22 protein-coding genes and 1 pseudogene are annotated in these 24,356 nt (G+C 67.7%); 8 read left to right on the top strand and 15 right to left on the bottom strand.

Going from position 1 to position 24,356, the window contains the following annotated elements:
* Nucleotides 1–76: 76 nt before the first annotated feature.
* Nucleotides 77–1,441: an FAD-binding oxidoreductase gene (locus ACIA76_RS31530; protein WP_397157121.1), complete on the bottom strand. Its 1,365-nt coding sequence runs from the start codon at nucleotides 1,439–1,441 to the stop codon at nucleotides 77–79.
* 233 nt (nucleotides 1,442–1,674) lie between these two features.
* Here ACIA76_RS31530 and ACIA76_RS31525 point away from each other — a divergent pair, with 233 nt between their 5' ends.
* The 3 genes from ACIA76_RS31525 to ACIA76_RS31515 are packed head-to-tail and all read left to right on the top strand — an operon-like array spanning nucleotide 1,675 to nucleotide 4,649.
* Complete coding sequence (locus ACIA76_RS31525) at nucleotides 1,675–2,838, top strand: Glu/Leu/Phe/Val dehydrogenase dimerization domain-containing protein (protein WP_397157119.1); 1,164 nt, start codon at nucleotides 1,675–1,677, stop codon at nucleotides 2,836–2,838.
* A 9-nt stretch (nucleotides 2,839–2,847) separates the two neighbouring features.
* Nucleotides 2,848–3,711 (top strand): TenA family transcriptional regulator, encoded by an 864-nt coding sequence (locus tag ACIA76_RS31520; RefSeq protein ID WP_397157117.1) that lies wholly within the window; start codon nucleotides 2,848–2,850, stop codon nucleotides 3,709–3,711.
* On the top strand, nucleotides 3,708–4,649 hold the full coding sequence (locus ACIA76_RS31515) for a DMT family transporter (protein WP_397157115.1): 942 nt from the start codon (nucleotides 3,708–3,710) through the stop codon (nucleotides 4,647–4,649). Before ACIA76_RS31520 ends, ACIA76_RS31515 begins: the two co-directional genes overlap by 4 nt.
* A 62-nt stretch (nucleotides 4,650–4,711) precedes the next feature.
* On the opposite strand, the pseudogene ACIA76_RS31510 reads toward ACIA76_RS31515, so the two are convergent.
* Nucleotides 4,712–5,209, bottom strand: a pseudogene (locus ACIA76_RS31510) (NAD(P)-dependent oxidoreductase); the annotation flags it as partial.
* 316 nt (nucleotides 5,210–5,525) lie between these two features.
* Here ACIA76_RS31510 and ACIA76_RS31505 point away from each other — a divergent pair.
* The gene (locus tag ACIA76_RS31505) at nucleotides 5,526–6,164 is read left to right on the top strand and encodes an O-methyltransferase (RefSeq protein ID WP_397157113.1); all 639 of its coding nucleotides are present in this window, start codon (nucleotides 5,526–5,528) and stop codon (nucleotides 6,162–6,164) included.
* A complete protein-coding gene (gene ilvE, locus ACIA76_RS31500; protein WP_397157111.1) occupies nucleotides 6,161–7,099 on the top strand; it encodes a branched-chain-amino-acid transaminase in 939 nt (312 codons plus the stop codon). The genes ACIA76_RS31505 and ilvE overlap by 4 nt, the downstream gene beginning before the upstream one ends.
* A 17-nt stretch (nucleotides 7,100–7,116) precedes the next feature.
* Here ilvE and ACIA76_RS31495 read toward each other — a convergent pair whose 3' ends face one another.
* From ACIA76_RS31495 to aceA, 5 genes are all read right to left on the bottom strand, one after another.
* The gene (locus ACIA76_RS31495; protein ID WP_397157109.1) at nucleotides 7,117–7,551 is read right to left on the bottom strand and encodes a type II toxin-antitoxin system VapC family toxin; all 435 of its coding nucleotides are present in this window, start codon (nucleotides 7,549–7,551) and stop codon (nucleotides 7,117–7,119) included.
* The gene (locus tag ACIA76_RS31490) at nucleotides 7,548–7,787 is read right to left on the bottom strand and encodes a CopG family transcriptional regulator (RefSeq protein WP_397157107.1); all 240 of its coding nucleotides are present in this window, start codon (nucleotides 7,785–7,787) and stop codon (nucleotides 7,548–7,550) included. The genes ACIA76_RS31495 and ACIA76_RS31490 overlap by 4 nt, the downstream gene beginning before the upstream one ends.
* 69 nt (nucleotides 7,788–7,856) lie before the next feature.
* On the bottom strand, nucleotides 7,857–10,184 hold the full coding sequence (metE, locus tag ACIA76_RS31485; protein WP_397157105.1) for a 5-methyltetrahydropteroyltriglutamate--homocysteine S-methyltransferase: 2,328 nt from the start codon (nucleotides 10,182–10,184) through the stop codon (nucleotides 7,857–7,859).
* A 149-nt stretch (nucleotides 10,185–10,333) separates the two neighbouring features.
* On the bottom strand, nucleotides 10,334–11,203 hold the full coding sequence (locus tag ACIA76_RS31480) for a 3-hydroxybutyryl-CoA dehydrogenase (protein WP_397157103.1): 870 nt from the start codon (nucleotides 11,201–11,203) through the stop codon (nucleotides 10,334–10,336).
* Between the two features lie 350 nt (nucleotides 11,204–11,553).
* Nucleotides 11,554–12,843, bottom strand: a complete 1,290-nt coding sequence (aceA, locus tag ACIA76_RS31475) for an isocitrate lyase (RefSeq protein WP_397157101.1) — start codon at nucleotides 12,841–12,843, stop codon at nucleotides 11,554–11,556.
* Between the two features lie 475 nt (nucleotides 12,844–13,318).
* Here aceA and ACIA76_RS31470 point away from each other — a divergent pair, with 475 nt between their 5' ends.
* On the top strand, nucleotides 13,319–14,458 hold the full coding sequence (locus ACIA76_RS31470; protein WP_397157099.1) for a lipase family protein: 1,140 nt from the start codon (nucleotides 13,319–13,321) through the stop codon (nucleotides 14,456–14,458).
* Here the strand turns inward: ACIA76_RS31470 and ACIA76_RS31465 are convergent.
* From ACIA76_RS31465 to uraD, 4 genes are all read right to left on the bottom strand, one after another.
* Nucleotides 14,392–17,145 carry a molybdopterin-dependent oxidoreductase gene (locus ACIA76_RS31465; RefSeq protein ID WP_397157097.1) on the bottom strand — a complete coding sequence of 918 codons (2,754 nt, stop codon included), beginning with the start codon at nucleotides 17,143–17,145 and terminating at the stop codon, nucleotides 14,392–14,394. The genes ACIA76_RS31470 and ACIA76_RS31465 overlap by 67 nt on opposite strands.
* On the bottom strand, nucleotides 17,142–17,963 hold the full coding sequence (locus ACIA76_RS31460; RefSeq protein WP_397157095.1) for an FAD binding domain-containing protein: 822 nt from the start codon (nucleotides 17,961–17,963) through the stop codon (nucleotides 17,142–17,144). The genes ACIA76_RS31465 and ACIA76_RS31460 overlap by 4 nt, the downstream gene beginning before the upstream one ends.
* A 296-nt stretch (nucleotides 17,964–18,259) precedes the next feature.
* Nucleotides 18,260–18,580: a hydroxyisourate hydrolase gene (uraH, locus tag ACIA76_RS31455; protein WP_397157093.1), complete on the bottom strand. Its 321-nt coding sequence runs from the start codon at nucleotides 18,578–18,580 to the stop codon at nucleotides 18,260–18,262.
* Nucleotides 18,577–19,089, bottom strand: a complete 513-nt coding sequence (gene uraD / locus ACIA76_RS31450) for a 2-oxo-4-hydroxy-4-carboxy-5-ureidoimidazoline decarboxylase (protein WP_397157091.1) — start codon at nucleotides 19,087–19,089, stop codon at nucleotides 18,577–18,579. Before uraD ends, uraH begins: the two co-directional genes overlap by 4 nt.
* 78 nt (nucleotides 19,090–19,167) lie before the next feature.
* Here uraD and ACIA76_RS31445 point away from each other — a divergent pair, with 78 nt between their 5' ends.
* Nucleotides 19,168–19,779: an NTP transferase domain-containing protein gene (locus ACIA76_RS31445; protein ID WP_397157089.1), complete on the top strand. Its 612-nt coding sequence runs from the start codon at nucleotides 19,168–19,170 to the stop codon at nucleotides 19,777–19,779.
* 14 nt (nucleotides 19,780–19,793) lie between these two features.
* A complete protein-coding gene (locus ACIA76_RS31440) occupies nucleotides 19,794–20,777 on the top strand; it encodes an XdhC family protein (RefSeq protein ID WP_397157087.1) in 984 nt (327 codons plus the stop codon).
* A gap of 1 nt (nucleotide 20,778) precedes the next feature.
* Here ACIA76_RS31440 and ACIA76_RS31435 read toward each other — a convergent pair whose 3' ends face one another.
* The 4 genes from ACIA76_RS31435 to ACIA76_RS31420 all read right to left on the bottom strand — a co-directional run bounded on the left by ACIA76_RS31435 (nucleotide 20,779) and on the right by ACIA76_RS31420 (nucleotide 24,303).
* A complete protein-coding gene (locus tag ACIA76_RS31435) occupies nucleotides 20,779–21,882 on the bottom strand; it encodes an ABC transporter substrate-binding protein (protein ID WP_397157085.1) in 1,104 nt (367 codons plus the stop codon).
* Nucleotides 21,883–21,953: 71 nt separating this feature from the next.
* On the bottom strand, nucleotides 21,954–22,742 hold the full coding sequence (locus ACIA76_RS31430; protein ID WP_397157083.1) for an ABC transporter permease: 789 nt from the start codon (nucleotides 22,740–22,742) through the stop codon (nucleotides 21,954–21,956).
* Nucleotides 22,739–23,488: an ABC transporter permease gene (locus tag ACIA76_RS31425; RefSeq protein WP_397157081.1), complete on the bottom strand. Its 750-nt coding sequence runs from the start codon at nucleotides 23,486–23,488 to the stop codon at nucleotides 22,739–22,741. The genes ACIA76_RS31430 and ACIA76_RS31425 overlap by 4 nt, the downstream gene beginning before the upstream one ends.
* Entirely contained in the window at nucleotides 23,485–24,303 is an 819-nt protein-coding gene (locus tag ACIA76_RS31420) for an ABC transporter ATP-binding protein (protein WP_397157079.1), read from the bottom strand. Before ACIA76_RS31420 ends, ACIA76_RS31425 begins: the two co-directional genes overlap by 4 nt.
* Between the last annotated feature and the right edge of the window lie 53 nt (nucleotides 24,304–24,356).

Below are 24,356 nucleotides of genomic sequence, written 5' to 3'. Positions count from 1 at the left end.
CATCCAAGATTCGTCACCGCGGTGATACCGGATGGCAGAGTAGTGCGTCAGGTTGTCCGGCCGGGACGACTCGCTCTCAAATGGCCTTGCCGGGATTGAGAATTCCGCTCGGATCGAGGGCCCGTTTGATGGCATGCTGCACGGCGAGGGATTCCGGATCGAGTTCCTGACCGAGCCAGCGGCGCTTGATCAGCCCGACCCCGTGCTCGCCGGTGAGTGTGCCGCCCATCGCGAGTGCCCGCGTGAATATCTCGTCCGCCGCGTCCCACACCGCCTGCGGAGGTGCGGGCAGACCGCGGTCGTAGACGAAGACCGGGTGCAGATTGCCGTCGCCGGCATGCGCCACCGTGAGGATCGATACGCCGTGCCGCGCACCCGCCTCCTCGACCGCGCCGATCATGTCGCCCAACCGGGAGACGGGCACGCAGACGTCCTCGGGCAGGCACGCTCCGAGCCGTTCCGTGGCCGGATAGGCGAGCCGCCGGATCTCCAGCAGCGCATCGGCTTCGGTCTCGTCGGAGGAGACCGCCGTCTCGGTGGCGCCCGCGGCACGGCAGAGTTCGGAGATCCGCTGGCCGCGGTCCGGCGGGTCGTCGGTCTGGGCGATGAGCACGGCTCCCGCATCGAGTCCGAATCCGGTCCGCTTCCAATCGTCGATGGCGCGCAACGTCGCTCGGTCGATGAGCTCGAGCAGGCTGGGGCGGAGCCGATTCGACACGATCGACGCGGCGGCGCCGGCGGCCTGGCGCTGATCCGGGAATACGGCGAGCACCGTGGCCGGGGGCTCGGCCGGGAGCGGACGCAGTCGTACCGTCGCCGAGGTGATCACGCCGAGGGTGCCCTCGGATCCGGTGAACAGGCTGGTGAGGTCGTAACCGGTGACACCTTTCACGGTGCGCCGTCCGGTCCGGATGGTCCGGCCGTCGGCGAGCACCACTTCCAGGCCGAGCACCGCGTCCCGGGTCACCCCGTACTTCACACAGCGCAGCCCGCCCGCATTGGTCGCGATATTGCCGCCGACCGTGGAGATCTCGAAACTCGCGGGGTCGGGGGCGAACATCAGCCCGTGCGCGCGTGCGGCGCGGTTCAGGTCGCCGTTGATGACTCCGGGTTCGACGACGGCGAGCATGTTGACCGGATCGATCTCGGCGATCGCCGACATGGCGGCGAGCGAAAGCACGACCGAACCGTCCGGTGCGGTGGCCCCGCCGGACAGGCCGGTGCCCGCGCCCCGGGGGACGACCGGGACTCGGTACCTGGATGCCCAGGTCAGCGTCGCCGCCACGTCGGCGATGTCGCGCGCGTGGACGACCGCGATCGCCTTGCCGCCGGGGGCATGGGTGCGATCGGCGGCATAGGCGGACACGACGTCGGGATCCGTCGCGACGCGCGCGCCCACGGGTAACGAGGCGATCAGGGAGTCGACGCGGGAGGGCACCATATCTGTCCACGTTAGCGCGAACAATGGAGATAGTTCGAGTCTTGACGAAATCCAGTTCCGGTGGAAAAGTGCTGTTAGGCAACAGATTAGATCACCGTGATTTCATCAGTAGCTATTCTTCCGTTGTGGTACAACGGCTTTCGATCTTGTCACCAGAGATTCGTTCTTGATCTTGTTGTCGAGCAACAGTTTTCGATCGGCTATCCGATTGCAGGTATCAATCAGGGGGTCTGATGGCACCACCTCTATCGACAACCACCCTCCACGACTCCGCGACCGGTCTCACGGCGTATGTGGTCACCGACTCCCTCATCGACGGGAAAGCGATGGGCGGTCTGCGCATGACCCCCGACGTCAGCCCGCAGATCTTGGCGATGCTGTCCCGGCAGATGACCTTGAAGCTCGCGCTGCACGGGCTACCGATCGGCGGGGCGAAGGGCGGCATCGTCAGCGGCCTGCCCCGCGGCAGCCGCCGCGACGAGGTGCTGGCGGCCTTCGGCCGGGCGGTCCGTCCGCTACTGCACGGCGGCATCTACCTCGGCAGCGATCAGGGCATCAACTATCGGGACCGGCACATCATCTTCTCCACCGCGGACTACGACGTGAAACTGCCCGGCGGGGCCTGTTCCTGGGCCGAACTGTGGGATCAGTGTTCGCTGATCACCGGGTTCGGGGTCGCCGAAGCCATTGCGACAACGACGGATTCGGAACCCGGGGAGCGGCGGAGGATCGCGATCCACGGCTTCGGCTCCGTGGGACGCGGTGCGGCCGTACATCTGTCGGAGCGGGGACATCTCATCGTCGCCATCGCCGACCGACTCGGCACGATGAGTCGCCCGCAGGGCCTGCCGCTGGCCGAGATCACCGCCCTCACCGATGCCACGGGCGTCGTGGACCGGACGCGGCTGCCCGCCGATGTGCGGTGCGTCGACGACCCGGCCGCGGTGATCGCCGCCGAGGCCGATGTGCTGGTGCTCGCGGCCGTCGCGGGGGCGGTGACCGACGCGAACGTCGACCACATCCGCGCCGGCCTGGTGGTCGAGGGGGCCAATGGACCCTGCACCGAGTCCGCCCTGACCGCCCTCGCGGCCCGCAAGGTCGATGTGATCCCCGGAATCGTCGCCAATGCCGGGGGCGCCATCGCCACCGGACTCGTCCTCACCGAATGGCTTCCGCGGCATGCCCTCTCGTCCGAGGCCCAGCCGGGACCCGAGCACCGGACCCGGGCGGCGAAGGTTTTCGCCGAGATCCTGCACGCCGAGGTCGCGCGCCGCATCCGCTCGGCCGGTCGCGAGGTGGCCGAGCGGACCACCACCGGAATCACTCCGCACGAGGCCGCCGAACGGCTGGCCCAGGAGAACGCCACACCGAATCATCCATCCCTACTGAACGATTAGGAGCGAGTCATGCCGAACGTCCGCGACACCCGCACGGAACATGAGGCCGAACTCAATGCCAATCTCGACCACGCGCCGATCGGTAAGCCGCAGACCAGGTTGAGCGAGCCGCTACCCCCCGAACTGCCCCCGGACGAGTTCGTCAAGGAGCTCACCAACGAGGTGATGAACTCGGCCGCGGCCAATATCGGCCCGTTCTACGAACAACTCATCGCCAAGAAGATCCCGATCGAGGGCGTGCGCGACTGGGTCAAGCAGTGGTACATCGACGCGCGCATCTTCCCTTCGGTGATCGCACAGATCGCCGCGAACTCCTACTACTTCTACGACGCCCGTCAATTCATGGGCGCCAACCTCGCCGAGGAGCTGGGTGAGTTCAACCCGTCGCGGGAGCACCCGGTCACCGTGCGGCAGCTCGGCCGGGCGCTCGGCGTCTCCGACGAGGAGCTGGAGTTCGCGGAGCCGTATCCGGAGACGCTGCTCTATGTGGAGTATCGCCAGCATCTGGTCCGTGACTACCACTGGCTCGAGGGGTTGGCGGCGGGCAGCTTCGCGATCGAGTTGACCATTCCGGGCCGGTTCCGGCGGATCGCCGCGGCACTGCGGGAGCAGTTCGATCTCGATGACGAGGCGCTCGAGGTCTTCCGCATCCACGCCGGCGACGAGCGGCTCGAACTGGACTACGGCGGCGACGACAAGCATGCGGAGGAGGCGTCGAACCTGCTGCGTAAGTACGCGGTCGGAGCCGAACTGCAGCAACGGATTCGGCTGGCGATCTGGCGATCGATCCAGGCCCGCAAGGTCTATCAGTGGGGTCTGTATCGGGAAATCTGCCTCAAGCGCAATCCCGCCTGGGAGACACTCACCCAGTGACCATCCGTCTCCAGCTGTTGCTTCTGTCGGTCCCGCTCACCGCGGCAGGCAATCTCATCGCGGGGCGGTTCGCCCTCGAGGGATTCACTCCGGCCGAGGCCAACGCCCTGCGCTACCTGCTGGCACTGGCAGTACTGGTGCCGTTCATGGGGCGCTGGCCGCGGCCGGTCCGCAGTGATCTGCCGTGGTTGGCGGTGACCGGCGTGCTCGGGATCTGCGTCTACAACGTGCTGTTCTACGAGGCGTTGACGCTGATCCCGGCCTCGGAGGCCGGGCTGATCGAGATGATCATTCCGGTGGCGTCGCTCATACTCGCCTGGCTGGTGCTGCGCGAGCGGGTGTCCACGCGCCAGTTCGCGGGGATCGCGGTCGGCTGGTTCGGCATCGTCTGGCTGATGCAGATCCTGCCGCCCGACGCGGCGGCGGCGCAATCCGCCGGGGACTGGCGCGGCGAGGTGTTGATGACGATCGCGGTGTTGATCTTCGCGGTGTACGGCATCACGAGCAAGCTGGCGATGCGTCGTCTGCCGCCGACGTCGGTGGCGGCGTGGGGCTGTCTGTTCGGAACGGTGCCGCTGGTCCTGCTGGCCGCGCCGAGCCTGCTGGCGCATCCGGAGCATCTGGCGAACGCGCCCTTGGCGAGCTGGTTGGGAGTGGTGTACGGGGGCCTGATCGGCTTCGTCTACAACATCATTGCCTGGTACTACTGCTTCACTCATATCGGTGTCGCGCGGACCAATGTGTATCTCTATCTCGTCCCGGTGTTGGGCGCGGCGTTCGCCGTACCGATATTCGGGGAGTCGCTGTCGGTCTGGCAGCTGCTGGGTGCGGCCGTGACGCTCGTCGGTGTCGTGGTGGCCACGGCGGAGCGCCCCTCGCGAACGCTGTTGTCGCGCACAAGGTTACGCAAGGCAGTGCCGGCGCAGAACCGGGAGTAGTTGTCGCGGATCAACTCCGCCAGATCGGCCCCCTCGCCGGGATAGCCGAATGCGGTGTGGGGGGTGATCCAGAGCCGGTCGGTCTCCCACAGACCGCTGGTAGGAGGGAGGGGTTCGTCATGGTGGACATCGAGCAGGGCGCCGCCGAATCGACCGAGCTCCGCGAGGAGGGCCTCGGTGTCGAGCACGGCGGGACGGGCCACGTTGATCACGAAGGCGCCGTCGGGGAGTGCGCGAAGTACCTTGTGGGAGATCAGGTTCGCGGTTTCTTCGGTGCCCGGCACGGCGGCCACCAGGAACAGCGACTCCCGAGCGGCCTCGAGCAGATGCTCGGCAGTGATCACCAGATCGGCCGCATCGTCGGCGCGGCCGGTGCGGGTCACCGCCACCACCCGCATCCCGAAGGCGCGCGCCCGGACGGCGACCGCTCGTCCGACCCGGCCCAGGCCGAGCAGGAGCAGCGTTTCCCCGGCGAGCAGGCGCGCGGTGTAGTTGGGCTGCCACCTGCGCTCCTGTTGTCCGCGAACGAGTCCCGGCGCATCCTTGGCAAGGGCCAGCATGCCCATGAGCACGAATTCGGCGACCGCCCGCGCCGGGACGTCGCCCGCGGTTGTCACCAGCAGATCCTCGGGCGGCGGCCCGGCCACGGCGAGCTGATCGGCGCCGGCGCTGGTCAGCTGCAGCCAGCGCAGGCGCGGGCACCGGCGGAACAGGCCGGGCGGCAACGTGTTCGCCACCAGGATCTCGTAATCGAGGGGATCCGCTCCCCCGACCAGTTCGACCTGCGCGTCGGTCAGCCTATTGCCAAGGCGCGCAACGAGTTCGGCACCGAGCCGTGAGTGCATGACCCCTATTCGCATCACCCGAGGATGACTGATGACACCTGAGATGTCACGAGTACTCACCCGCCTGGAACACCGATCGAACAGTGAACGGGCCGAACTGAATCGGCTCAATGACGCGGGGCCGAGCCACACCAGGGCCGCCGCGGGGCAGCTCATGCTGGACGTCGGTCCCGACGTCGGACGCCTGCTCGCCGTGCTGGTGCGGTCCCGCACCAAACCCACCGTCGTGGAACTCGGTGGCTCGGTGGGCTATTCGACGATCTGGCTGGCCGACGCGGTCCGCGCCGCCGGCGGCCGGGTCTACTCCATCGAACCGGACGCGGGCAAGGTCGCCCAGGCACGAGCCAATCTGGCCGACGCCGGGCTGGCCGCGTACGTCGAGGTGATCGAGGGCACCGCCGCGGAAACCCTGCCCCGGTTGCCGGGGCCCTACGACGTCGTGATCATCGACCACTGGAAGGACCTGTACATCCCCGACTTCGATCTCGCCTGGACACGGGTCGCCGAGGGCGGCGTGGTCGTGGCCGACAACATCCTCGAGCCCCAGGCCACCCGGGATGTCATGGCGCGGTACGTCGATCATGTCCGCGCTGTCCCCGGCGCCTGGTCGCAGACGCTGCCGCTGGGGGACGGTGTCGAGATCACCATGCGGACGGGAGACCGATCATGATCGAGCCCGCGGAGTCGTTCTGGCTGGACGGATCGCTGGTCCCGTCGACCACCGGGACGCATCTGCTGACCCACACCCTGCACACCGGCTTCGGCGTCTTCGAGGGGATCCGCTGCTATCGGCTCGACGACGGCAGTGTCCGGATGTTCCGTGGCCGCGACCATATGCGACGGCTGCTGGAGTCGGGCGCGGCGCTCGGGCTGGAGGTTCCCTACGACCTCGAACAGCTGGTCGCGGGCGGGGCCGAGGCGGTACGAGTCAACAAACTCACCGACGCCTACCTGCGCCCACTCGTCTACTCGGGCGAGCCCAATGTCATCTTCGCGCACTGGCTCAACACCACCCACGTCGCGATGCTCGCCTTCGGATGGACGGGATACTCCGACCGCGACCGCTCGGCCGGAACCACCGCGACGATCTCGCCCTACCCGCGGCCCGCGGCCCTGGCCTCGTTCTACAAAGCGAAGGCATGCGGGCACTACGTCCTCTCGGTGGCGGCATACGGTGACGCCCGCCGCCGCGGCTACGGCCAAGCGATCTTCTGCGATGAGAACGGCCTGGTCGCCGAGTCCACCGGCGAGAACGTCTTCGCCGTCATCGGCGATATCGTCTGCACTCCTCCGCCCGCGCGCCCCATCCTCATGGGCATCACCCGCGACACAGTACTGACAATCGCCCGCGACGACCTGGGCCTCGAGGCAGCCGAGCGCGACCTCACGATCGACGACCTCTACGAGGCCGACGAGGTATTCACCACCGGCACAGCCTCCGAACTACTCCACGTCCCCGAGATCGACGGCCACAAGATCGGCACCGGCACACTCGGCCCGGTGACCTCGGCGATCCAGGAACGCTTCACCGCACTGTCGCGGGGCCGCACCCCCGACACACGAGGCTGGCTCGATATCGAAATTCAAGGGGGCGAAGGAATCTGACTTGCGGAGTGAAGCCCTCAGCCGTCGAGGTCGTCCGGCAGCAGGCGAAATGCCTTGTGCGTCAACGGCGTGATCGCACGAAAATCGCGACGGTCCAGGGTGAGGATCGTATCGGTCCGATACTCGGCGGCCAGCACGACGTTCACGGCATCGGCCAAATCGAGATTCAGTCCGGCATACCGCTGCTGGACGGCCAGCGCGGTATTCAGCAGAGCCGTACCGGTTTCCGGTATCTGGAACCGCATCCGCTGAGCCTGGGCGACAATGAAGCCGATGATCGTTTTCCGGGCGGCGGGACCGAAACGGACCTTCGCCATATGATCGACCTCGGCTAGGACCAAGGGCGAGACGATCACCGTTCCGGCATCCTGAAGTACGGCCTTATACGCATCTGATTCGGGTGCGTCACGATCGGATGCCGCGATGATCCCGGAGGTGTCGGCGACGATCACTCGTCGGACGCTCCGCCCGATACGGCATCACTGACGGTCTGCGAATCTGCGACCGCCCCGCCTCCAGCGAAGGTCGGCCAGTCGAGGGGTTCATCCCAGACTCGATTGGCCAACGCCGCCAGGTGTATACCCTCCCGAATGATCTCGGCCTCGGGCACTCCGCGCCGCCGCGCCGCCTCCTTGATGAGGTCGAGATCGGCGGCGTCGGCATAGACGTTCGTACGCCTCTTGGACATGTACCTACATGTAACACACGTACAGGTAGCCGTTGGGCCGAGCGGGCAACCGGCTCGGCCCAACGGGGCTCAGGATTCGGGCTGTTCGGCGCGGCGGCGGACACGGCGGGCCGCGGCGACCATATTGCGCAGCGATGGTTCCAGTTGCCAGTAGTGGCGGGTCTTCAGGCCGCCGTCGGGGTTGGCCCACAGGCGGTCCGGGGTGACGGCCTCGGCGGCGGCGGTGAGGGCCGCGTCGAGTTCGTCGATATCGGGGATGCGGGCCGAACGGCTTTCGTAGATACCGGGACCCACGCCGTGTGAGAGGCCGTGGCCCTCGGCGGCATCCTCCTTCAGCGCGTTGAGCACCCAGTCGATGGAGCGGCTGGCGACAATCGCGGTGACGTCGGCGTCGAGCTCCTCGATGGCCCGCACGATCTCCGCGCGGCTGGAATAGGCGATATGCGTGTGGATTTGGGTCTCGGGCTTGACGCCCGAGGTGGCCAGGCGGAACGCGTTGACCGCCCAGCGCAGGTATTCGCGGCGGCCGCTCGGGCGCAGCGGCAGCAGCTCACGCACGGCGGGCTCGTCGACCTGGATGATGGCCACGCCAGCCTTCTCCAGATCGGTCAGCTCGTCCCGAATCGCCAGCGCCACTTGATCGGCCGTCTCGTACAGCGGCTGATCCTGGCGCACGAACGAGCGCGCGACCATCGTGACCGGGCCGGTCACAATGCCTTTCACCGGTTTGGTGGTGAGCGACTGCGCGTAAGTGGTCCACTCGACCGACATCGGCTTCGGCCGAGCCACATCGCCGTAGAGGATCGGCGGTCGCACACAGCGCGAGCCGTACACCTGCACCCAGCCGAAATGCGTGGTGGCGAAGCCGTCGAGCAGTTCGGCGAAGTACTGCACCATATCGTTGCGCTCGTGTTCGCCGTGCACGAGCACATCCAGGCCGATGTCCTCCTGCAGCCGGATCGTCGACTCGATCTCGGCCTCGATGCGCTTGCGGTACTCCTCGTAGGACAGCCTGCCCTCGCCGAGGTCGTAGCGGGCCTGGCGGATCGAGGCGGTCTGCGGGAATGAACCGAGCGTGGTCGCGGGCACGGCGGGCAGATTCAGCTTCTGCCGCTGGGCCTCTCGGCGCACCTCGTACGGCTCGCGCTCGCGCATATCCGCCGTGACGGCGTAGACCCGTTGGCGCACAGCGTGTTTCTGCTTGAAGTGCACCTCGCTGGGCCGCTTACGCCACTTCGCCGCCTCGACGCCCCCGGACCCGCCCAGGCCCTCGGTCAGGGCCTTGGCCAGCGAAACCACCTCGAGCACCTTCTGTTTCGCGAAGGCGAGGCGATCGGCGACCGGACCCTCGATCTCGTATTCGACGAGCAGGTCGTAGGGCACGTGCAGCAGCGTGGTGCCGGTGGCGACCACCAGATCCGGGCACACCTTCGCCAGCTCGCCGAGGTAGGTGAGGGTGACGGAGCGGTCGGCGCGCCACACGTTGGTGCCGCCGATCACGCCCGCGTACAGGCGCTTACGCTTGATGCCCGGAATCTCGGCCAGCTCCTCCGGGCGCACCCGGTAGCTGGCCAGATCCAGCCCGATCGCCTCCACGGCGGTCTGCGCGAGAATCCGCACGGCCTCGCCGAAGTCGCCGTACTGACCGGTGACCAGGATGCGCGGGCGCAGCGGCGCGGTCGAAAGCCGTTGGTAGGCACGCTCGAACGCGGCCAGCTCGGCGGGGGTGCGGTCGCTGGTGAAGCAGGGCTCGTCCAACTGCACGCATGTCGATCCGCGCTTGGCGAGGATCTCGAACAGCTGCTCGTACACCGGAAGTAGCTTGTCCAGCAACGACAGTCGGTCGAAATCGTCCTCGCCCGGGGTCTGCCCGGCCTTGGACAGCAACAGCAGCGACAGCGGGCCCAGCACGACCGGGCGCAGCTCGATGCCCTTGTCCTTGGCCCGGTCGAACTCGTCGAGCAGGGCCTCGGGATGCAGGGAGAATTCGGTGCCGGCGTCCAGCTCCGGCTGGCGGTAGTGGTAGTTCGTGCCGAACAGGCGCACCAGCTCCAGCGGCGGCAGGTCCGGGCGACCACGCGCCATCAGGAAGTAGAAATCCAAGGGGTGCAAGCCTTCTCGATACGGCTCGAACCGGTTGGGGACCGCGCCGAACAGCAGCGCGTTGTCGAGAATGTGATCGTAGAAGGAGAAGGTGTTGCCCGGGACCTGGGTCAGGCCCGCGGCATGCAGCTCGGCGAACTGATCGTCCTGGATCTCCCGGCCGACGCGCAGCAGCTCCTCGCGGGAGATGCCGCCGTGCCAGTACGCGTCGAGTGCGCGCTTGAGTTCCCGGTGCGGTCCGATCCGCGGATATCCGAGGATGCTCGATCCGAAGCCGTCAGCGACGTTGACCATGAGCGGGACACTCCTTCCGAGCTGCGGGGATCAGCCCGACCCTCTCCGCAGCTTATGCCCGGTGCTGTGAGCGCGGCCATGGTTCACGGCGCGCTGTTCTCCTTGTTCCGGTACTCGCGGCCCCCTGGCCACGAGTACGGGACCTCACCTCAGCGGTTGTACTGGTAGAAGCCCGCGCCGGTCTTCTTGCCCAGCAGCCCGGCCTCGACCATGCGCATGAGCAGCGGCGGGGCCGAGTAGAGCGGCTCCTTGAACTCCGAGTACATGGAGTCGGCGATGGACTTGACGGTATCGAGGCCGACCAGGTCGGACAGCGCCAGCGGGCCCATCGGGTGGGCGCAGCCCAGCACCATGGCCTTGTCGACGTCTTCCTTTGTGGCGAAACCGGATTCGACCATCCGGATGGCCGACAGCAGGTACGGCACCAGCAGCGCGTTCACGACGAAGCCGGAGCGGTCGGCCGAGCGCACAACCTGCTTGCCCAGCACATCGGAGGCGAAGGCCTCGGCACGCTTGGAGACGGCCTCGCTGGTCTTGAGCGTGGTCACCAGCTCGACCAGCGGCAGCACCGGCACCGGGTTGAAGAAGTGCATGCCCACGACCCGCTCGGGCTGGGTGGTGGAGACCGCGACCTTCATGATCGGAATCGAGGAGGTGTTGGAGGCCAGCACGGCGTCGGGATCGGTCACGACCTTGTCGAGCTCGGCGAAGATCGCGGTCTTGACCTCTTCGCTCTCCACGACGGCCTCGACCACCAGCTGGCGGTCGGCGAAGTCGCCGAGATCGGAGGTGAAGCGCAGCCGCCAGGCCGTCTGCTCCCGCTCGCGCTCGGTGATCTTGCCGGAGGAGACGCCACGATCCAGCGACCGCAGGACGCGGGCGCGCCCGGCGGCGGCCAGCTCCCGGGTGGGTTCGAACACGAGCACGTCGACATGCGCCCGCGCGCACACCTCCGCGATTCCGGCGCCCATCTGTCCGGCGCCGATGATGCCGACGCGTTGAATCTTTTCGCTGCTCACGTCCCGCTCCTGGTGTCTGGCTGTCGGTGGCTGGGTGTTCCCCGCGCCTACGACGGGAAACGTTATAGGGATGCCCTTCCCGCCGGGGCTGTTCAGCGGGAAGGGCCGAGGTCCGCCCTGGAGAGGGCGGCTATTGGCTTGTCCGAGAGGGGCTTTCGCGACCCGGGAGGAAGATCGGGACCCAGGTGATGCGGACTGGGTCCCGACCAACGCCCTCGGCTCACAGGGATGGTTTGCGGCCGCCCCGCCATTCGGCGCCCGGCGCGATGCGACGAAGTCGCGAGCGCCGGGTGCCGAACGGCGGGGTCACGAGGCCGCAAACCCGCGCCGCCGAAGGCGGCGCCAAAACCTCAGTGGAACTGGCCCTCTTCGGTGGAACCCTTCAGCGCCGCGGTCGAGGTGTTCGGGTCGACCGTGGTGGCGATGGTGTCGAAGTAGCCGGCGCCGACCTCACGCTGGTGCTTGATGGCGGTGAAGCCACGCTCGGCGGCGGCCTTGAACTCGCGCTCCTGCAGGTCGACGAAGGCGGTCATACCCTCGCGGGCGTAGCCGTAGGCCAGGTCGAACATGCCGTAGTTGAGCGAGTGGAAGCCGGCGAGGGTGATGAACTGGAACTTGAAGCCCATCGCGCCGAGTTCACGCTGGAACTTCGCGATGGTCGCGTCGTCCAGGTGCGCCTTCCAGTTGAAGGACGGCGAGCAGTTGTAGGCCAGCAGCTGGTCCGGGAACTCGCCACGGACGGACTCGGCGAACTTGCGCGCGACCTCGAGATCCGGCACGCCGGTCTCCATCCAGATTAGGTCGGAGTAGGGCGCGTAGGCCTTGGCACGCGCGATGCAGGGCTCGATGCCGTTCTTCACACCGAAGAAGCCCTCGGCGGTGCGGGTGCCGTCCAGGAACTCGCGGTCACGCTCGTCCACGTCCGAGGTGATCAGCGTGGCGGCCTCGGCGTCGGTGCGGGCGATGATCACCGACGGCACGTCGGCGACATCGGAGGCCAGGCGCGCGGAGGTCAGGGTGCGGATGTGCTGCTGGGTGGGGATCAGCACCTTGCCACCGAGGTGGCCGCACTTCTTCTCCGAGGCCAGCTGGTCCTCCCAGTGCACGCCCGCGGCGCCGGCCACGATCATGGCCTTCTGCAGCTCGTAGGCGTTCAGCGCGCCACCGAAGCCGGCCTCGGCATCGGCGACGATCGGGGCCAGCCAGTTCGCGACCGAGGTGTCGCCCTCGACCTTGGCGATCTCGTCGGCGCGCAGCAGCGCGTTGTTGATCCGGCGGACCACGGACGGAACCGAGTTGGCCGGGTACAGCGACTGGTCCGGGTAGGTGTGGCCGGACAGGTTCGCGTCACCGGCGACCTGCCAACCCGACAGGTAGATGGCCTTCAGGCCGGCGCGCACCTGCTGGACCGCCTGGTTGCCGGTGAGGGCGCCCAGGGAGTTGATGTAGTCCTCGTTGTTCACGAGATCCCAGAGGATCTCCGAACCACGACGGGCGAGAGTGGCCTCTTCGACGACGGTGCCCTGCAGCTTCGACACCTGCTCGGCGGTGTAGTTACGGGTAACGCCCTTCCAACGGGGGTTGGTGTCCCAATCCTGCTGGATTTCCGCAGCGGTCCTCGGGGTGCCGGTCTTCGACATCTCTGACTCCACTTCTTCGGTCTAGTCGGTGCCCCATGTCCGGATACTCGGCGGAATGTCCGAACTCTGCTGGAGCGGCAATTTGCAGGCTTGCTAGGGCCCTCGGGTGTACTTCCACACGATTGCACAGACCAAAAGTGCCGTCTACCTGTTGCAACTGCGAATCTCCGCTAGCTTTGCCGAGCGCTTTGCTAATTCTGCGAAATTAGCGCGTTGATTGCGCGATTCGAAGATACTCGCGAGTAGGTCTGACCTGCAGTTTAACGTAACGCACGTACTGTTTGCATGATCGTTACCACCCAGGACCATCCCGGCCATCCATTTCCACTTGTGACGACCTTCACAAGCGAGGGCAGTGCCCTCGGTGTGGGCCGGACCACTTTCAGGTCTTCGAGATACCCACGAGCGGCCGGGGCATGCGTGCGGCTGTAAGACTGGGCGAGATACCGAAGATCGAGGTCTCGGAAGGATCAGAATGCTCCGGAAGCTGTGGATCGCCGCCACACTCACGCTCACGTCGGCCACCGGCCTGGCGGGTCTGCCGATCGCGCAGGCCGCGCCCGCGACGGGCGTGGTGCAATCGGTCGAACCGCTGTCGGCGGCCGCGACGCTGCCGGGTTCGGTGGATTCCGAACGGCTGCTGTACTCGACCACGACCGTCGGCGATCAGCCGACGCTGGGCAGCGCCGCGGTGTACTTCCCGCCCGGTGCGCCGCCGGCGGGCGGCTGGCCGATCATCGCGTGGGCGCACGGCACCGTCGGACTCGGCGACGACTGCGCCTACAGCGTGGGCGGGCCCGCGGAGGTGGCGCGCGACTGGGCCTATCTCGGCGCCTGGTTGAAACAGGGCTATGCGATCGTCGCCGCCGATTACGCGGGCCTCGGCACGCCCGGCGAACATCCCTATCTGAACGGCGTGGTCGAGGCGCACAACGTCGTCGACGCCGTGCGCGCCGCGAGCGATCGGTACGGCTCGCTGTCCAAGAAATGGGTGGTGGTCGGGCAGTCACAGGGCGGCGGCGCCGCGGTGACCACGGCCCGCTACGCGACCGAATTCGGTGGGCCGGAACTGGATTACCGGGGCGCGGTGGCCACCGGTGTCCCCGCCTATATCGAGGACATTCTGGTTCCGCTCGGACCCGGGATGCCGCCGGTGAAACTCGGCGCGGACAGCACCGCCTATGTGTTGTTCATTCTCAACGGCCTGCGCACCACCTACCCCGAGTTGAATATCGACTCGTATCTGACCGATGCGGGCCGCGAATGGGTGGCGCGGGCACAGCACGAATGCGTGGTGCCACTCGCCGAAGACGTGGCCACGCGAAATGTGGTGGTCGGCAATCTGTTCGCCAAGCCATTGACACAGATTCCGGATCTGCACGGAATACTCGAGCGCTATCTCGGTCTGCCCGAATCGGGTTACGACAAGCCATTGTTCATGGGTCAGGGCCTGCGCGACACCGATGTGATCACGCCCGAGACGCTGCGTTTCGCGGCGGTGCTGGCGGGCAATGGGCAGCCGCTCACCTTCAAGACCTATCCGACCGATCACAGCGGGGCGGTGAACGCCTCGCTGGTGGATTCGGTGCCGTTCGTGCGGAATCTGTTCGCATAGCGCAGCAGTTCCCAGAGGCGGTCGGCCGTGAGCGGAAGTTCGTGCGGCCGGACGCCGAGGGCATCGCGGACGGCGTTGGCCAGCGCCGGGGCGACCGGGTTGTAGGGCGATTCGCTCATCGACTTGGCGCCCAGCGGGCCGAAATCGTCGGCGGTGTCGGCGAAGTGGACCTCGGTGCGGGGCAGATCGGCGTATTGCGGAATGTGGTAGTGGCGCAGGGTTTTCGTGGTGACGATGCCGTCCTCGACGCGCATATCCTCATACAGCGCACCGCCGATCGCCTGGGCCACACCGCCTTCCACCTGGCCGCGGCACTGCCGGTCATTGAGGACGGTACCCGCGTCGGCGGCATGCACCGACTGCAGGATACGCAGTTGGCCGGTGCCGGGATCGACCGCGACGCGAAATGCCTGGACGTTGAATGCCACCGAGCGTTGACTGCCGTCGTAGTCGGCGCGCGCGTGTAAAGGCCCGCGGGACAACAGTTCCGCGGGTGTGGGCAATTGGTCGGCGCCACCGGTCAGCTCCGCGGCGCGGGACAGCAGCAGTGCGCGCAGTTCGACGCACGCGGCATGGACCGCCTTGCCCGCCACCACGATGCCGGTGGAGCCGAACGCGCCGGTGTCGTGGTCGGTGAGGTCGGTGTCGGCATGCCGGATGCGGATGCGCGAGACCTCCGTATGCAGGGCCTCGGCCGCGAGCTGGGCGTGCACGGTGGTGGTTCCGTTGCCGAATTCGGCTGTGCCGACGCGGATCTCGTAGGTGCCGTCGGACAGCAGGGCCGCGTGCGCGCTGGTGCGATGTCCGCGCGGCGGGATGGTGGCGATCATCGCGACGGCCATACCCTCGCCGATCCGCCAGCCCGCCTGCTCGCGCACCTCGGCGCGGCCGCGGTGCAGCGACCGCTGTGCGAGGTCGAGGCATTGGTCCAGGCCGTAGCTCGCGACGGCCAGATCGTCATCGTCCGCGCACGGTCCGCCGATCAGCGCGTCGCCCGGGACGATGACATTGCGGCGGCGAAAGTCGAAGGGGTCCATACCGACTCGACGGGCCAGCTCGTCGAGGGCCGATTCGATACCGAAGCCGACCTGGCCCAGGCCGTAGCCGCGGAATGCGCCCGACGGGACGTTGTTGGTGTAGACCGAGCGACCGTCGACGCGCTTGTTCGCGCAGCGATACAGGGCGATCGATTCGCTCACGCCGTGGAAAAGCACTCCGCCACTGTGATTTCCGTAGGCGCCCGCATCGGCGAGGACATCGACGGCCAGGGCGGTCAGGCGGCCCTCGGCGTCCGCGCCGGCGGTCACCTCGATCCGCATCGGATGGCGGCAGGTGGCGGAGACGAATTCGTCGGAGCGGGTGAACTCGTACTGCACGGGACGACCGACGCGCAGCACCGCCAGCGCCACAAGATCTTCCGACAGCATCTCCTGTTTCGCGCCGAAACCGCCACCCACCCGCGCGGCGAAGACGCGCACCCGCGCGCGCGGCAGATCGAACAGGTGACACAGCTCGTCGCGCACCAGGAACGGCACCTGGGTGCTGGTGCGGATCACCAGCCGACCGCTGTCGTCGAGCCAGCCGATGCTGCCGTGCGTCTCGAGGTGGACGTGCTGAGCGCGCGGGGTGTGCCAGACGCCACGGACCACCTCGACGGCCGCCGCGAGCCCGGCCTGGATATCGCCCGCCCGGCCGTGCACCTCGGCCACGATATTGCGCGCGCGATCGGCGATGCGGCCCGAATCCGGTTTATCGGCATGCAGTTTCGGTGCGTGCGGCCTCAGGGCGGCCTCGGGTTCGAAGACGGCGGGCAACGGCTCGTATGCCACGCGCAGCGCGCGGCATCCGGCGCGCGCGATATCGAGCGAATCGGCGACGACCGCGGCCACGCGCTGGCCCGCGAAGCGCACCACTCGATCGAGGATCACGGTGTCGTCGGGATCGTCCTCGCGCATCTCGTGGCGTGCGGTGGAGAAGGGGGTGGCGGGGCTGTCGGCGTAGGTCAGCACCGCGTGCACGCCCGGAATCGCCTCGGCCGCCGCGGTATCGATCGAGACGATCCGGGCGTGTGGATGCGGACTTGTCAGCACCGCGAGATGCAGTGGGGCCGAGGTCGGAATATCGGCGGGGTTGCCGGTGGGCGCGGGCGGGTGGATATCCATCGTGAAGGGTTCGGTGCCCGTGACGATCCGAAGGCCCGCCGGTGCGCCGATGCTCGACGGACGGCCGGCCTCGGCGGCGGCGGGTTCCGCATCGCGGATGGCCTCGCCGATCGGGCGATATCCGGTGCAGCGGCAGAGATTTCCCTTGAGTAGGTCCGGAAGTTGCTCGGGCCGTGGCGTACCGGAGCACATTCGCTCCAGATCACACGCGGTGACGACCATTCCGGCGGTGCAGAATCCGCACTGGAAACCGCCCTTGTCGACGAAGCTCCGCTGGATCGGATGCGGATCGTCGGGAGTGCCGAGTCCGGCGGCCGTGGTCACCGCGCGATCGGCCACGCGGTGTGCGGGAAAGACGCACGAGTGCACGGCCGCACCGTCGACCAAGACCGCGCAGGCCCCGCAGTCGCCGGAATCGCAGCCCTTCTTCACGGCCGATCCGCCCTGTTCGCGCAGCAGTGTGCGCAGGCATTGACCCGCGCGCGGCCGGGCCTCGATCGAACGGCCGTCGAGTTCGAATCTCACGACCGCACCTCGCGCAGGTCGGCCAGCACATCCCCGGCGAGCACGGTGGAGACGTGGCGACGCCAGGCCGGGGTGCCGTGCGGATCGTCGTACCAGACCTCGCGCGCCAGGCCCATGATGGTTGCGGTGAGTTCGCCAGGAGTCGGCATATCGGCGAATTCGAGGACGACCGGGCGCATGGTCGCGGCGCTCACCGTGATCGCACAGCGGCCGTCGATATCCGCGCGGCCCATCACCACGGACCCGGAGCGGCCGAGCGGGGCGAGGGCGATCTTGCGAAATGCGGTGCGCGAGCGCATCTTCGCGGAGGTGAGGTGGATCGAGCGGACTACCTCACCGGGTCGCAGCTCGACGCGGCCGGGCCCGAGGACGAAGTGGGCCACGGGGATTCGACGATCACGGCCGCCCTCGCCCCAGATCAACAGGGTGGCATCGAGCGCGGTGAGTGCGGCGAGCACCGCGCCCGCCGGCAACCCCAGGCAGACATTGCCCCCGACCGTCGCGGTCCGGCGAATCTTGTGTGATGCCAACAGCGCCCGGCAGGCCTGCGGAAACAGCTCCGCCGCAGACCATTCCGGCGGCAGAACGGCCGTATCCAGCTCGTCGAGAGTGCAGGTCGCGGCAATCTCCAGCTCCGCATCGGTCACGGTAAGCGCAGGCCAGCCCAGCATCGTGATATCCACCAGCCGCCCGATCCGCTCCTGCGGTTCGGAGTACAGCCACGTCCCACCCGCCAGCACGGCCGCATCCCCCGTCAGCGCCGCCAGATCGGCCCGCTCACGAGCCACCACAACCTCGCGAACCGTATCCAAATCCACGCCGACCACCCCAACTCTCACCATACTGCCGCAGCCCACAGACCACCCGGCACCAACCTCCATCCCACAGTAGGACCCCCCGGTTGCGAGGAGATTGCACCCAGGCTTGCCTTGTTGCCGCTGCGTTACCCACCCCAGCTCCCCGGCACGCCCTCCCCAGTTCCCGGTACGCCCTTCCCCCAGTTCCCGGCACGCCCTTCCCCCAGTTCCCGGTACGCCCTTCCCAGTTCCCGGCACGCCCTTCCCCCAGTTCCCACACGCCCTTCCCCCAGTTCCCGGCACGCTTTTGGCCGGGATCAACTACCCCGGTACGTGGAGTAAGCGAACGGCGATAGCAGCAGCGGCACGTGGTAGTGGCGGTCCGCGTCGACGGTGAAGGCGATGGTGACCTCGGGATAGAAAGCCTCGGTCCGGTGGGCGGCGAAGTATTGGGCGGTGGCGAAGCGCAGTCGGTACATGCCCGGGCCCAGTTCCGCTCCGAGGGCGGCGATGCGGCCGTCGGCGTCGGTGATGGCGGCGGCCAATTCCGTTCCGTCCGAGGCGGATAGCGTGACCGCGATATCCGCGGCGGGTGCGCCGCGGACGGCATCCAGGACATGGGTGCTCAGGGTGCTCATGACGCCTCCGCCGGGTTGCGCACCAGACGGCGCAGCCGGATCCGATTGATCTTGGTCAGCTCCTCGCGCACGATACCGCGCTCGGTGCGGTGATCGTTGTGCAGGCGAGACATCAGGATGTCGAGGAGTTCCGAGGCGGAGCGGCCGGTGGCGCAGACCAGATAGACGTGGCCGAATCGGGCCTCGTATTCGCGGTTCCAGGCGGCCAGCGCGGCGCGGATATCGTCGGTGGCGTCGGCCACGCCCGCCTGCTCGCGGGCCGAGGACGGATTGCCGGTGGTCGCGCCGATGCGCGGATGTCCGGTCAGGGCACGATCCAATTCCTCCTCCGAGATCCCGGCCAGGGCCTCGTCGGCGGCTTCCAGGAGGGCGGCGCGGGTCGCGAAGGGGCGACGCTCGGCCACGGCCTGCGCCCATACGGGCGACGAGCAGCAGGTCAGCAGCAGGTCGACGGCCTCGGCCTCGGGCAACGCGGCGAAGGCGCGCAGATCGATCTCGTCGTTCGTCATCGCCTCCAGCATCGGCGACGGCCTTGCGCCCTGCCACTCGGACGGCGAATATCACCGCGCGCGGTTACCCTCGCGGCCATGGACAACGGACGCTGCGCGGGGGTGCTGCTCGCCGCCGGCGCGGGCACCCGCTACGGCCGCCCGAAGGTGCTGGCGCAGGACGGCGCCTGGCTGCGGACGGCCGTGGCGGCCCTGCGGGCGGGCGGCTGCGATCCGCTGTACGTGGTATTGGGCGCGACCGGTCCGGCCCGCCGTGGCCCGGACGGACAATGGCTGGTCAGCGAGGCCCCGGCCATCGCGATCCCCGACGGTGTGCGCCCGGTATGGGCGGCGGACTGGGCCGTGGGGCTGGCCGCATCGCTGCGCACGGGCCTGGCCGCGGTCGAGGAAACCGTGAACTACGCGGCCATCATGCCGGTCGATACCCCGGATGTGGGTGCCGACGTCGTCGCCCGGGTGCTGGCCGCCGCCCGGGCCGCGGCCAGCGGCCTGGCGCGGGCGGTATTCCACGACCGCCCGGGTCATCCCGTTGTACTCGCTCACCGCCACTGGGCGGCAGTGATCAATTCCGCGCAAGGAAATTCCGGCGCACGTACCTTTCTGGACGGGAGAACCGATATCGTGGCCGTCACGTGCGACGATTTGGCGACGGGTCGTGATCACGACTACCCATCCGGGCTCGCACGCTGACCTGGAGCTATGTGATGCGTGACATCGTCGATGACCTATTGCGAGTGTGGCACGGCGGCCGAACGGGTGGCCTGGCCACCTTGGTCCGCACATTCGGTCCCACCCCGCTGCCGGTCGGTTCGACGATGCTGGTGGATTCCGACGGCGTCGTCTTCGGCTCGGTCTCCGACGGATGTTATGAGGCGGCGGTCTTCGAGGCCGCGGTCGAGGCCGCCCGCACCGGGCGACGCGAGCTGCGCCGATTCGATGCCAAGACCGGATTGGACGTGGGCGCCGACTGCGCCACCATCGACGTCTTCGTGGAACCGTTCTCGCGCCGGCACTTTCCCGAATTCCCGGCCGTCGCGGCGGATATGGCCATCTACAAGCCGGTCACCGTGTTCACCGTGGTGTGGCATACCGATCCCGAAGTGATCGGCCAGCATCTGGTGACCGATCGCCGCCACAACACCGAAATGGTGTCGCTGCCGGAGTCGGATGTGTTCGTCTCCTCCTTCACCGCGCCGCCGCGGCTGATCATCTTCGGCGCCAATCCCTTCGCGGCCGCGCTGGCGCTGCAGGGGCGACTGCTCGGCTACCGCGTCACCGTCTGCGATCCCCGCGAGACCTTCGCCGCGACCGCATCCTTCCCCGGCGCGGAGGTGGTGGTGGATTGGCCGCATCGCTACCTCAACACCCAGGCCGCCGCCGGTGAGATCACCTCCCGCACGGCGATGGTCGCGGTCTCCCAGGATCCGAGGTTCGAAATCCCGCTGCTCACGGTCGCGCTGCGACTGCCGGAGTTCGGCTATCTCGGGGCGCTGGGTTCCCGTGGCGCCCATGCCAATCGGGTGGAGGCGCTGCGGGCGGGCGGCTTCGACGCGGCCACACTCGCCCGGCTGCATGCCCCGGCCGGACTCGATATCGGGGCCCGCACGCCGGTGGAGACCGCCATCGCGGTCGCCGCCGAGATCCTCGCCGCGCGGTCGGTCGCCCGCGCGGCGGTCAGGGTGTCCTGACCTACTTCAGGTCCGGATGCTCGGCGAACAGTTCGTGCAGGACCGACATATCGAACAGCTCCTCCGCCTTGATGGTGATCTTGGCCTTGGCCAGCGCCTCGATATTGGCGGCGATGAGCTTGTCGGTCATGGTGAACAGGCCGTTGGCCCGAGTGTCGTCGGAGACGATCAGATCGTTCTGGGCCTTGGCCTCCTGGGTCTGTTCGCCGAGATCCAGACGCTGATCCTTGCCGTAGACCTCGACGGCGAGGCGGGCGCCCTCGGCCGGATTCGCCACGGCCTCCTTCCAGCCCTTGATCTCCGCGGCCAGGAAGGCCTTCAGCTTGTCGCGCTCCTTATCGATCGTCTGCTGGCGCACGGTCAGCGTTTCGGCGGTGAGCGGCAGACCGTAATCGGCGAACAGGAAATGCGATGTCGGAAAACCCTTGGCCGCCAACGTGATCGGCTCATTGGTCACATAGCTCACCCACCCGTCGACCTCACCGTTGGCCAGCGGCGTGGGATCGAATTGGGCGGGCACGATCTGAACATCGCTGGGCGACAGGCCGTTCGCCGACAGCAGCGCCTCGAAGATCAGCTGATTGGAATCCTGCACCCCGATCTTGCGATGTTTCATCTCGACCGGCGACATGATCGGCTTGGCGGCTGAACTGACGATGCAGAACGGATTCTTCTGATAGGTCGTGCCGATGATCTTGGCCGGCAGTCCGCCCTGCACCGCGGGCGCGGTGGTCTGCGGCGCCGACATGCCCAGCCAGATCTTGCCGGTGTCGAGCCCGGCCTCGACGGAGGTGCTGGCCGCGCCGCCCGCGACGAGATTGACATGTCCGAATCCGGCGTCGCGGTAGTAGCCCTTGTCATCGGCGAAGTATTCGCCCGCGAATTCGATGTTCTTGAGCCACGACAGCTGGATGGCGACCGTGCCGTACTTGGAACCGTCGGCCGTGGAGCCGTTGGCATTACCCGACGAGGATTCCTTACCGCAGGCCGCGAGCAGCCCGGCGCCGCCGAGCGCGAGCCCGGACAGCGCCGAGAAGCGCAGGAAGGACCGACGGTCCAGGGATGGAGGCTTCTGGGCCGGCGAATGGCCTGTCACGCGTGTCATGCGGGAAATCTAAGACGTGTCGATTGCGTTTACTTTGCTTTCGCCGGATCGATTGTTAACTTCGCTGGCGCTCAAGCCCTCCCGGCATCGGGCCCGAACCGGGCCAGCACCAGATTCTCGATCACGCCCACGATCGCGTACAGCAGCACCGATACCAGCGTGACCAGCACGATCGAGGCCCACAGCCGGTCGTACTGGAAGGTGGGGATGGCGCGAATCAGGCTCGACCCCAATCCCGTTCCACTGCCCAGCCATTCGCCCAGCAACGCACCGATCAACGCCCCCGGCACCGAGATCCGGGCCGCCGCGAAGACCGCTGGCAGCGCGGCCGGAACCGCCACCATGCGCAGCCGCGTCCATCGCGAACCACCATATGCCGCAACGAGTTCCATTGCCTGCGTCGAGGCCGACCGCAGTCCGGTCATGATCATCACCAGCGCCGGGAAGAACACCACGATCGCCGCGAGCACGGTCACCCCGAACAGCCCCCGCCCGAATACGAGCACGATGATCGGCGTCAATGCCACCAGCGGCACCGAGCGCAGCAGCATCGCCACCGGCATGAACGACTGTTCCACCGCGGGCAGCGTGACGAACAGCGCCGCCATCACCAGCGCGGCCACCATGCCCACGCCGAAGCCGATCGCCGCATCCTTCAGAGTGATCCGCAGATCCGACAGAATCGCCTGGCGCGCACTGTCTTTCGTGACCAGATAGGTCCACACATCGCCGGGTGTCTGCCCCACCCGCGGACCCACCTGCGGGAACAACTCCAGGAACGCGTACCAGATCACCAACATCAATATCAGCGAAATGATCAGCGGGATAATGAATCTCCCGACCCGTCGCACTGCGTTCATGCCCGCGCCTCCGCACCCGTCCAGGGCGCGACCAGCCGCGCCGCCAGCGCCACCACCGCATAGCCGAGCCCCGCCAATACCGCGGCGGCCAGGGCCATACCCCACGTGCGCGGCACGTTGTAGGAGGTCTGCGCGGCGGTCAGCGCCACCCCGATACCGCTGTCGACGCCGCCGAGGTATTCGCCGATGATGGCGCCGAGCACCGCCGAGGGCGCGGCGATCTTCAACGCCGCCAACGTATTCGGCAGCGCCGCGAACAGCTGCACCCGCCACAGCTGCTGCCAGCGCCCGCCGCCGTAGGCGCGCACCAGATCCAGACTGGTGCGATCGGCCGAGCGCAGCCCGGCGACCGTGCCGACCATGGTGGTGAAGAAGCAGTACATCGCCGCCAGGAAGACCGTCGGCGTGCGACCGCCGAACACCACCAGGATGATCGGGCCCAGCGCCAGCAGCGGCGTGCAGTAGCTGAGGATCGCCAGCTGGGTGGCCAGCGATTCGATGGGCGGGACCAGCATCACCAGGATGGCCAGCGCGATCGCCAGACCGTTACCCCAGACGAAACCCTTCAACGCACCCAGTGCCGTGATCCGGAAGTTCGGGCCGTAGAGCGCCCAGCCGTCGGTATACATGGTGTGCACCACCGTCCACGGGCTCGGAATCGTGCCGCCCGCCACGCGCAGATCGGCCATGATCCACCAGAACACGATCAGCGCGAGGATGCCGAACGTGCCACCGAGACGTTTCATCGGATCGCCTCCGCAGCGGCCTCGATGCCACCGCGGCCGCTGCGGCCGAACAGCAGTTCCGACAGATAGTCGTGCAGCCGGTGGAACTCCGGCGAGCGCATCATCTCGGGAGTGCGCGGGCGTGGCAGGTCGATCGTCACCGTCTCCACCACGCGGCCCGGACGCGGGCTCATCACCGCCACCACATCGGAGAGAAAGACCGCCTCGGCGATGCCGTGCGTGACCATCAGTGTGGTGGCGGGCTTTTCGGTCCAGATGCGCAACAGTTCCAGATTGAGCCGCTGCCTGGTCATATCGTCGAGCGCGCCGAACGGCTCGTCGAGCAGCAGCACGGTCGGCTTCACCGCGAGTGCGCGGGCGATCGAAACCCGTTGGCGCATACCGCCGCTCAGCTGCGCCGGTTTGGCCTTCTCGAAACCCTCGAGCCCCACCAGGGTGATCAGATCCGCGATCAGCCTCGGCTCCACAGGCAGCCCGGCGACCTGCAGCGGCAACTTGATATTGGATTCCACACTGCGCCAGGGCAATAGCGCCGAATCCTGGAAGGCGATGCCGAATTCGTGCCGCCGCCGCAGGTCGGCGGGACTCGCCCCATCGATCCTGGCGGTGCCCGCCGTCGGCGTCTCGAGTCCGGCCAGAATGCGCAACACCGTCGACTTCCCGCAGCCCGACGGCCCCAGCAACGACAGGAACGCGCCCTGTTCGGTATGAAGTTCGACCGAATCCAGCGCCTGCACCGCGCGCCGCCCGACCCGGAATGTCTTGACCAGACCGCTGATGTGAATACCCGTGCCCGCGGTCTCCGTACTGCTCATACGCGTCACCCTAGGAGCAACCGGTTGCACCGATATTGCGAATCGGCCCACCA

It is taken from the genome of Nocardia sp. NPDC051570, from assembly GCF_044454005.1.
In the GTDB taxonomy this organism is placed as follows: Bacteria; Actinomycetota; Actinomycetes; order Mycobacteriales; family Mycobacteriaceae; genus Nocardia.
The sequence above is the reverse complement of the archived record's forward strand: the minus strand, read 5'-3'. Positions and strand labels throughout refer to the sequence as shown.

Bases quoted from the DNA above. Each gene is read 5' to 3' on its own strand.
- ACIA76_RS31530 (WP_397157121.1), bottom strand. From the start codon at position 1,441: ATGGTGCCCTCCCGCGTCGACTCCCTGATCGCCTCGTTACCCGTGGGC.
- ACIA76_RS31525 (WP_397157119.1), top strand. From the start codon at position 1,675: ATGGCACCACCTCTATCGACAACCACCCTCCACGACTCCGCGACCGGT.
- ACIA76_RS31520 (WP_397157117.1), top strand. From the start codon at position 2,848: ATGCCGAACGTCCGCGACACCCGCACGGAACATGAGGCCGAACTCAAT.
- ACIA76_RS31505 (WP_397157113.1), top strand. From the start codon at position 5,526: ATGACACCTGAGATGTCACGAGTACTCACCCGCCTGGAACACCGATCG.
- ilvE (WP_397157111.1), top strand. From the start codon at position 6,161: ATGATCGAGCCCGCGGAGTCGTTCTGGCTGGACGGATCGCTGGTCCCG.
- ACIA76_RS31490 (WP_397157107.1), bottom strand. From the start codon at position 7,787: ATGTCCAAGAGGCGTACGAACGTCTATGCCGACGCCGCCGATCTCGAC.
- metE (WP_397157105.1), bottom strand. From the start codon at position 10,184: ATGGTCAACGTCGCTGACGGCTTCGGATCGAGCATCCTCGGATATCCG.
- aceA (WP_397157101.1), bottom strand. From the start codon at position 12,843: ATGTCGAAGACCGGCACCCCGAGGACCGCTGCGGAAATCCAGCAGGAT.
- ACIA76_RS31470 (WP_397157099.1), top strand. From the start codon at position 13,319: ATGCTCCGGAAGCTGTGGATCGCCGCCACACTCACGCTCACGTCGGCC.
- uraH (WP_397157093.1), bottom strand. From the start codon at position 18,580: ATGAGCACCCTGAGCACCCATGTCCTGGATGCCGTCCGCGGCGCACCC.
- uraD (WP_397157091.1), bottom strand. From the start codon at position 19,089: ATGACGAACGACGAGATCGATCTGCGCGCCTTCGCCGCGTTGCCCGAG.
- ACIA76_RS31445 (WP_397157089.1), top strand. From the start codon at position 19,168: ATGGACAACGGACGCTGCGCGGGGGTGCTGCTCGCCGCCGGCGCGGGC.
- ACIA76_RS31440 (WP_397157087.1), top strand. From the start codon at position 19,794: ATGCGTGACATCGTCGATGACCTATTGCGAGTGTGGCACGGCGGCCGA.
- ACIA76_RS31435 (WP_397157085.1), bottom strand. From the start codon at position 21,882: ATGACACGCGTGACAGGCCATTCGCCGGCCCAGAAGCCTCCATCCCTG.
- ACIA76_RS31430 (WP_397157083.1), bottom strand. From the start codon at position 22,742: ATGAACGCAGTGCGACGGGTCGGGAGATTCATTATCCCGCTGATCATT.
- ACIA76_RS31425 (WP_397157081.1), bottom strand. From the start codon at position 23,488: ATGAAACGTCTCGGTGGCACGTTCGGCATCCTCGCGCTGATCGTGTTC.
- ACIA76_RS31420 (WP_397157079.1), bottom strand. From the start codon at position 24,303: ATGAGCAGTACGGAGACCGCGGGCACGGGTATTCACATCAGCGGTCTG.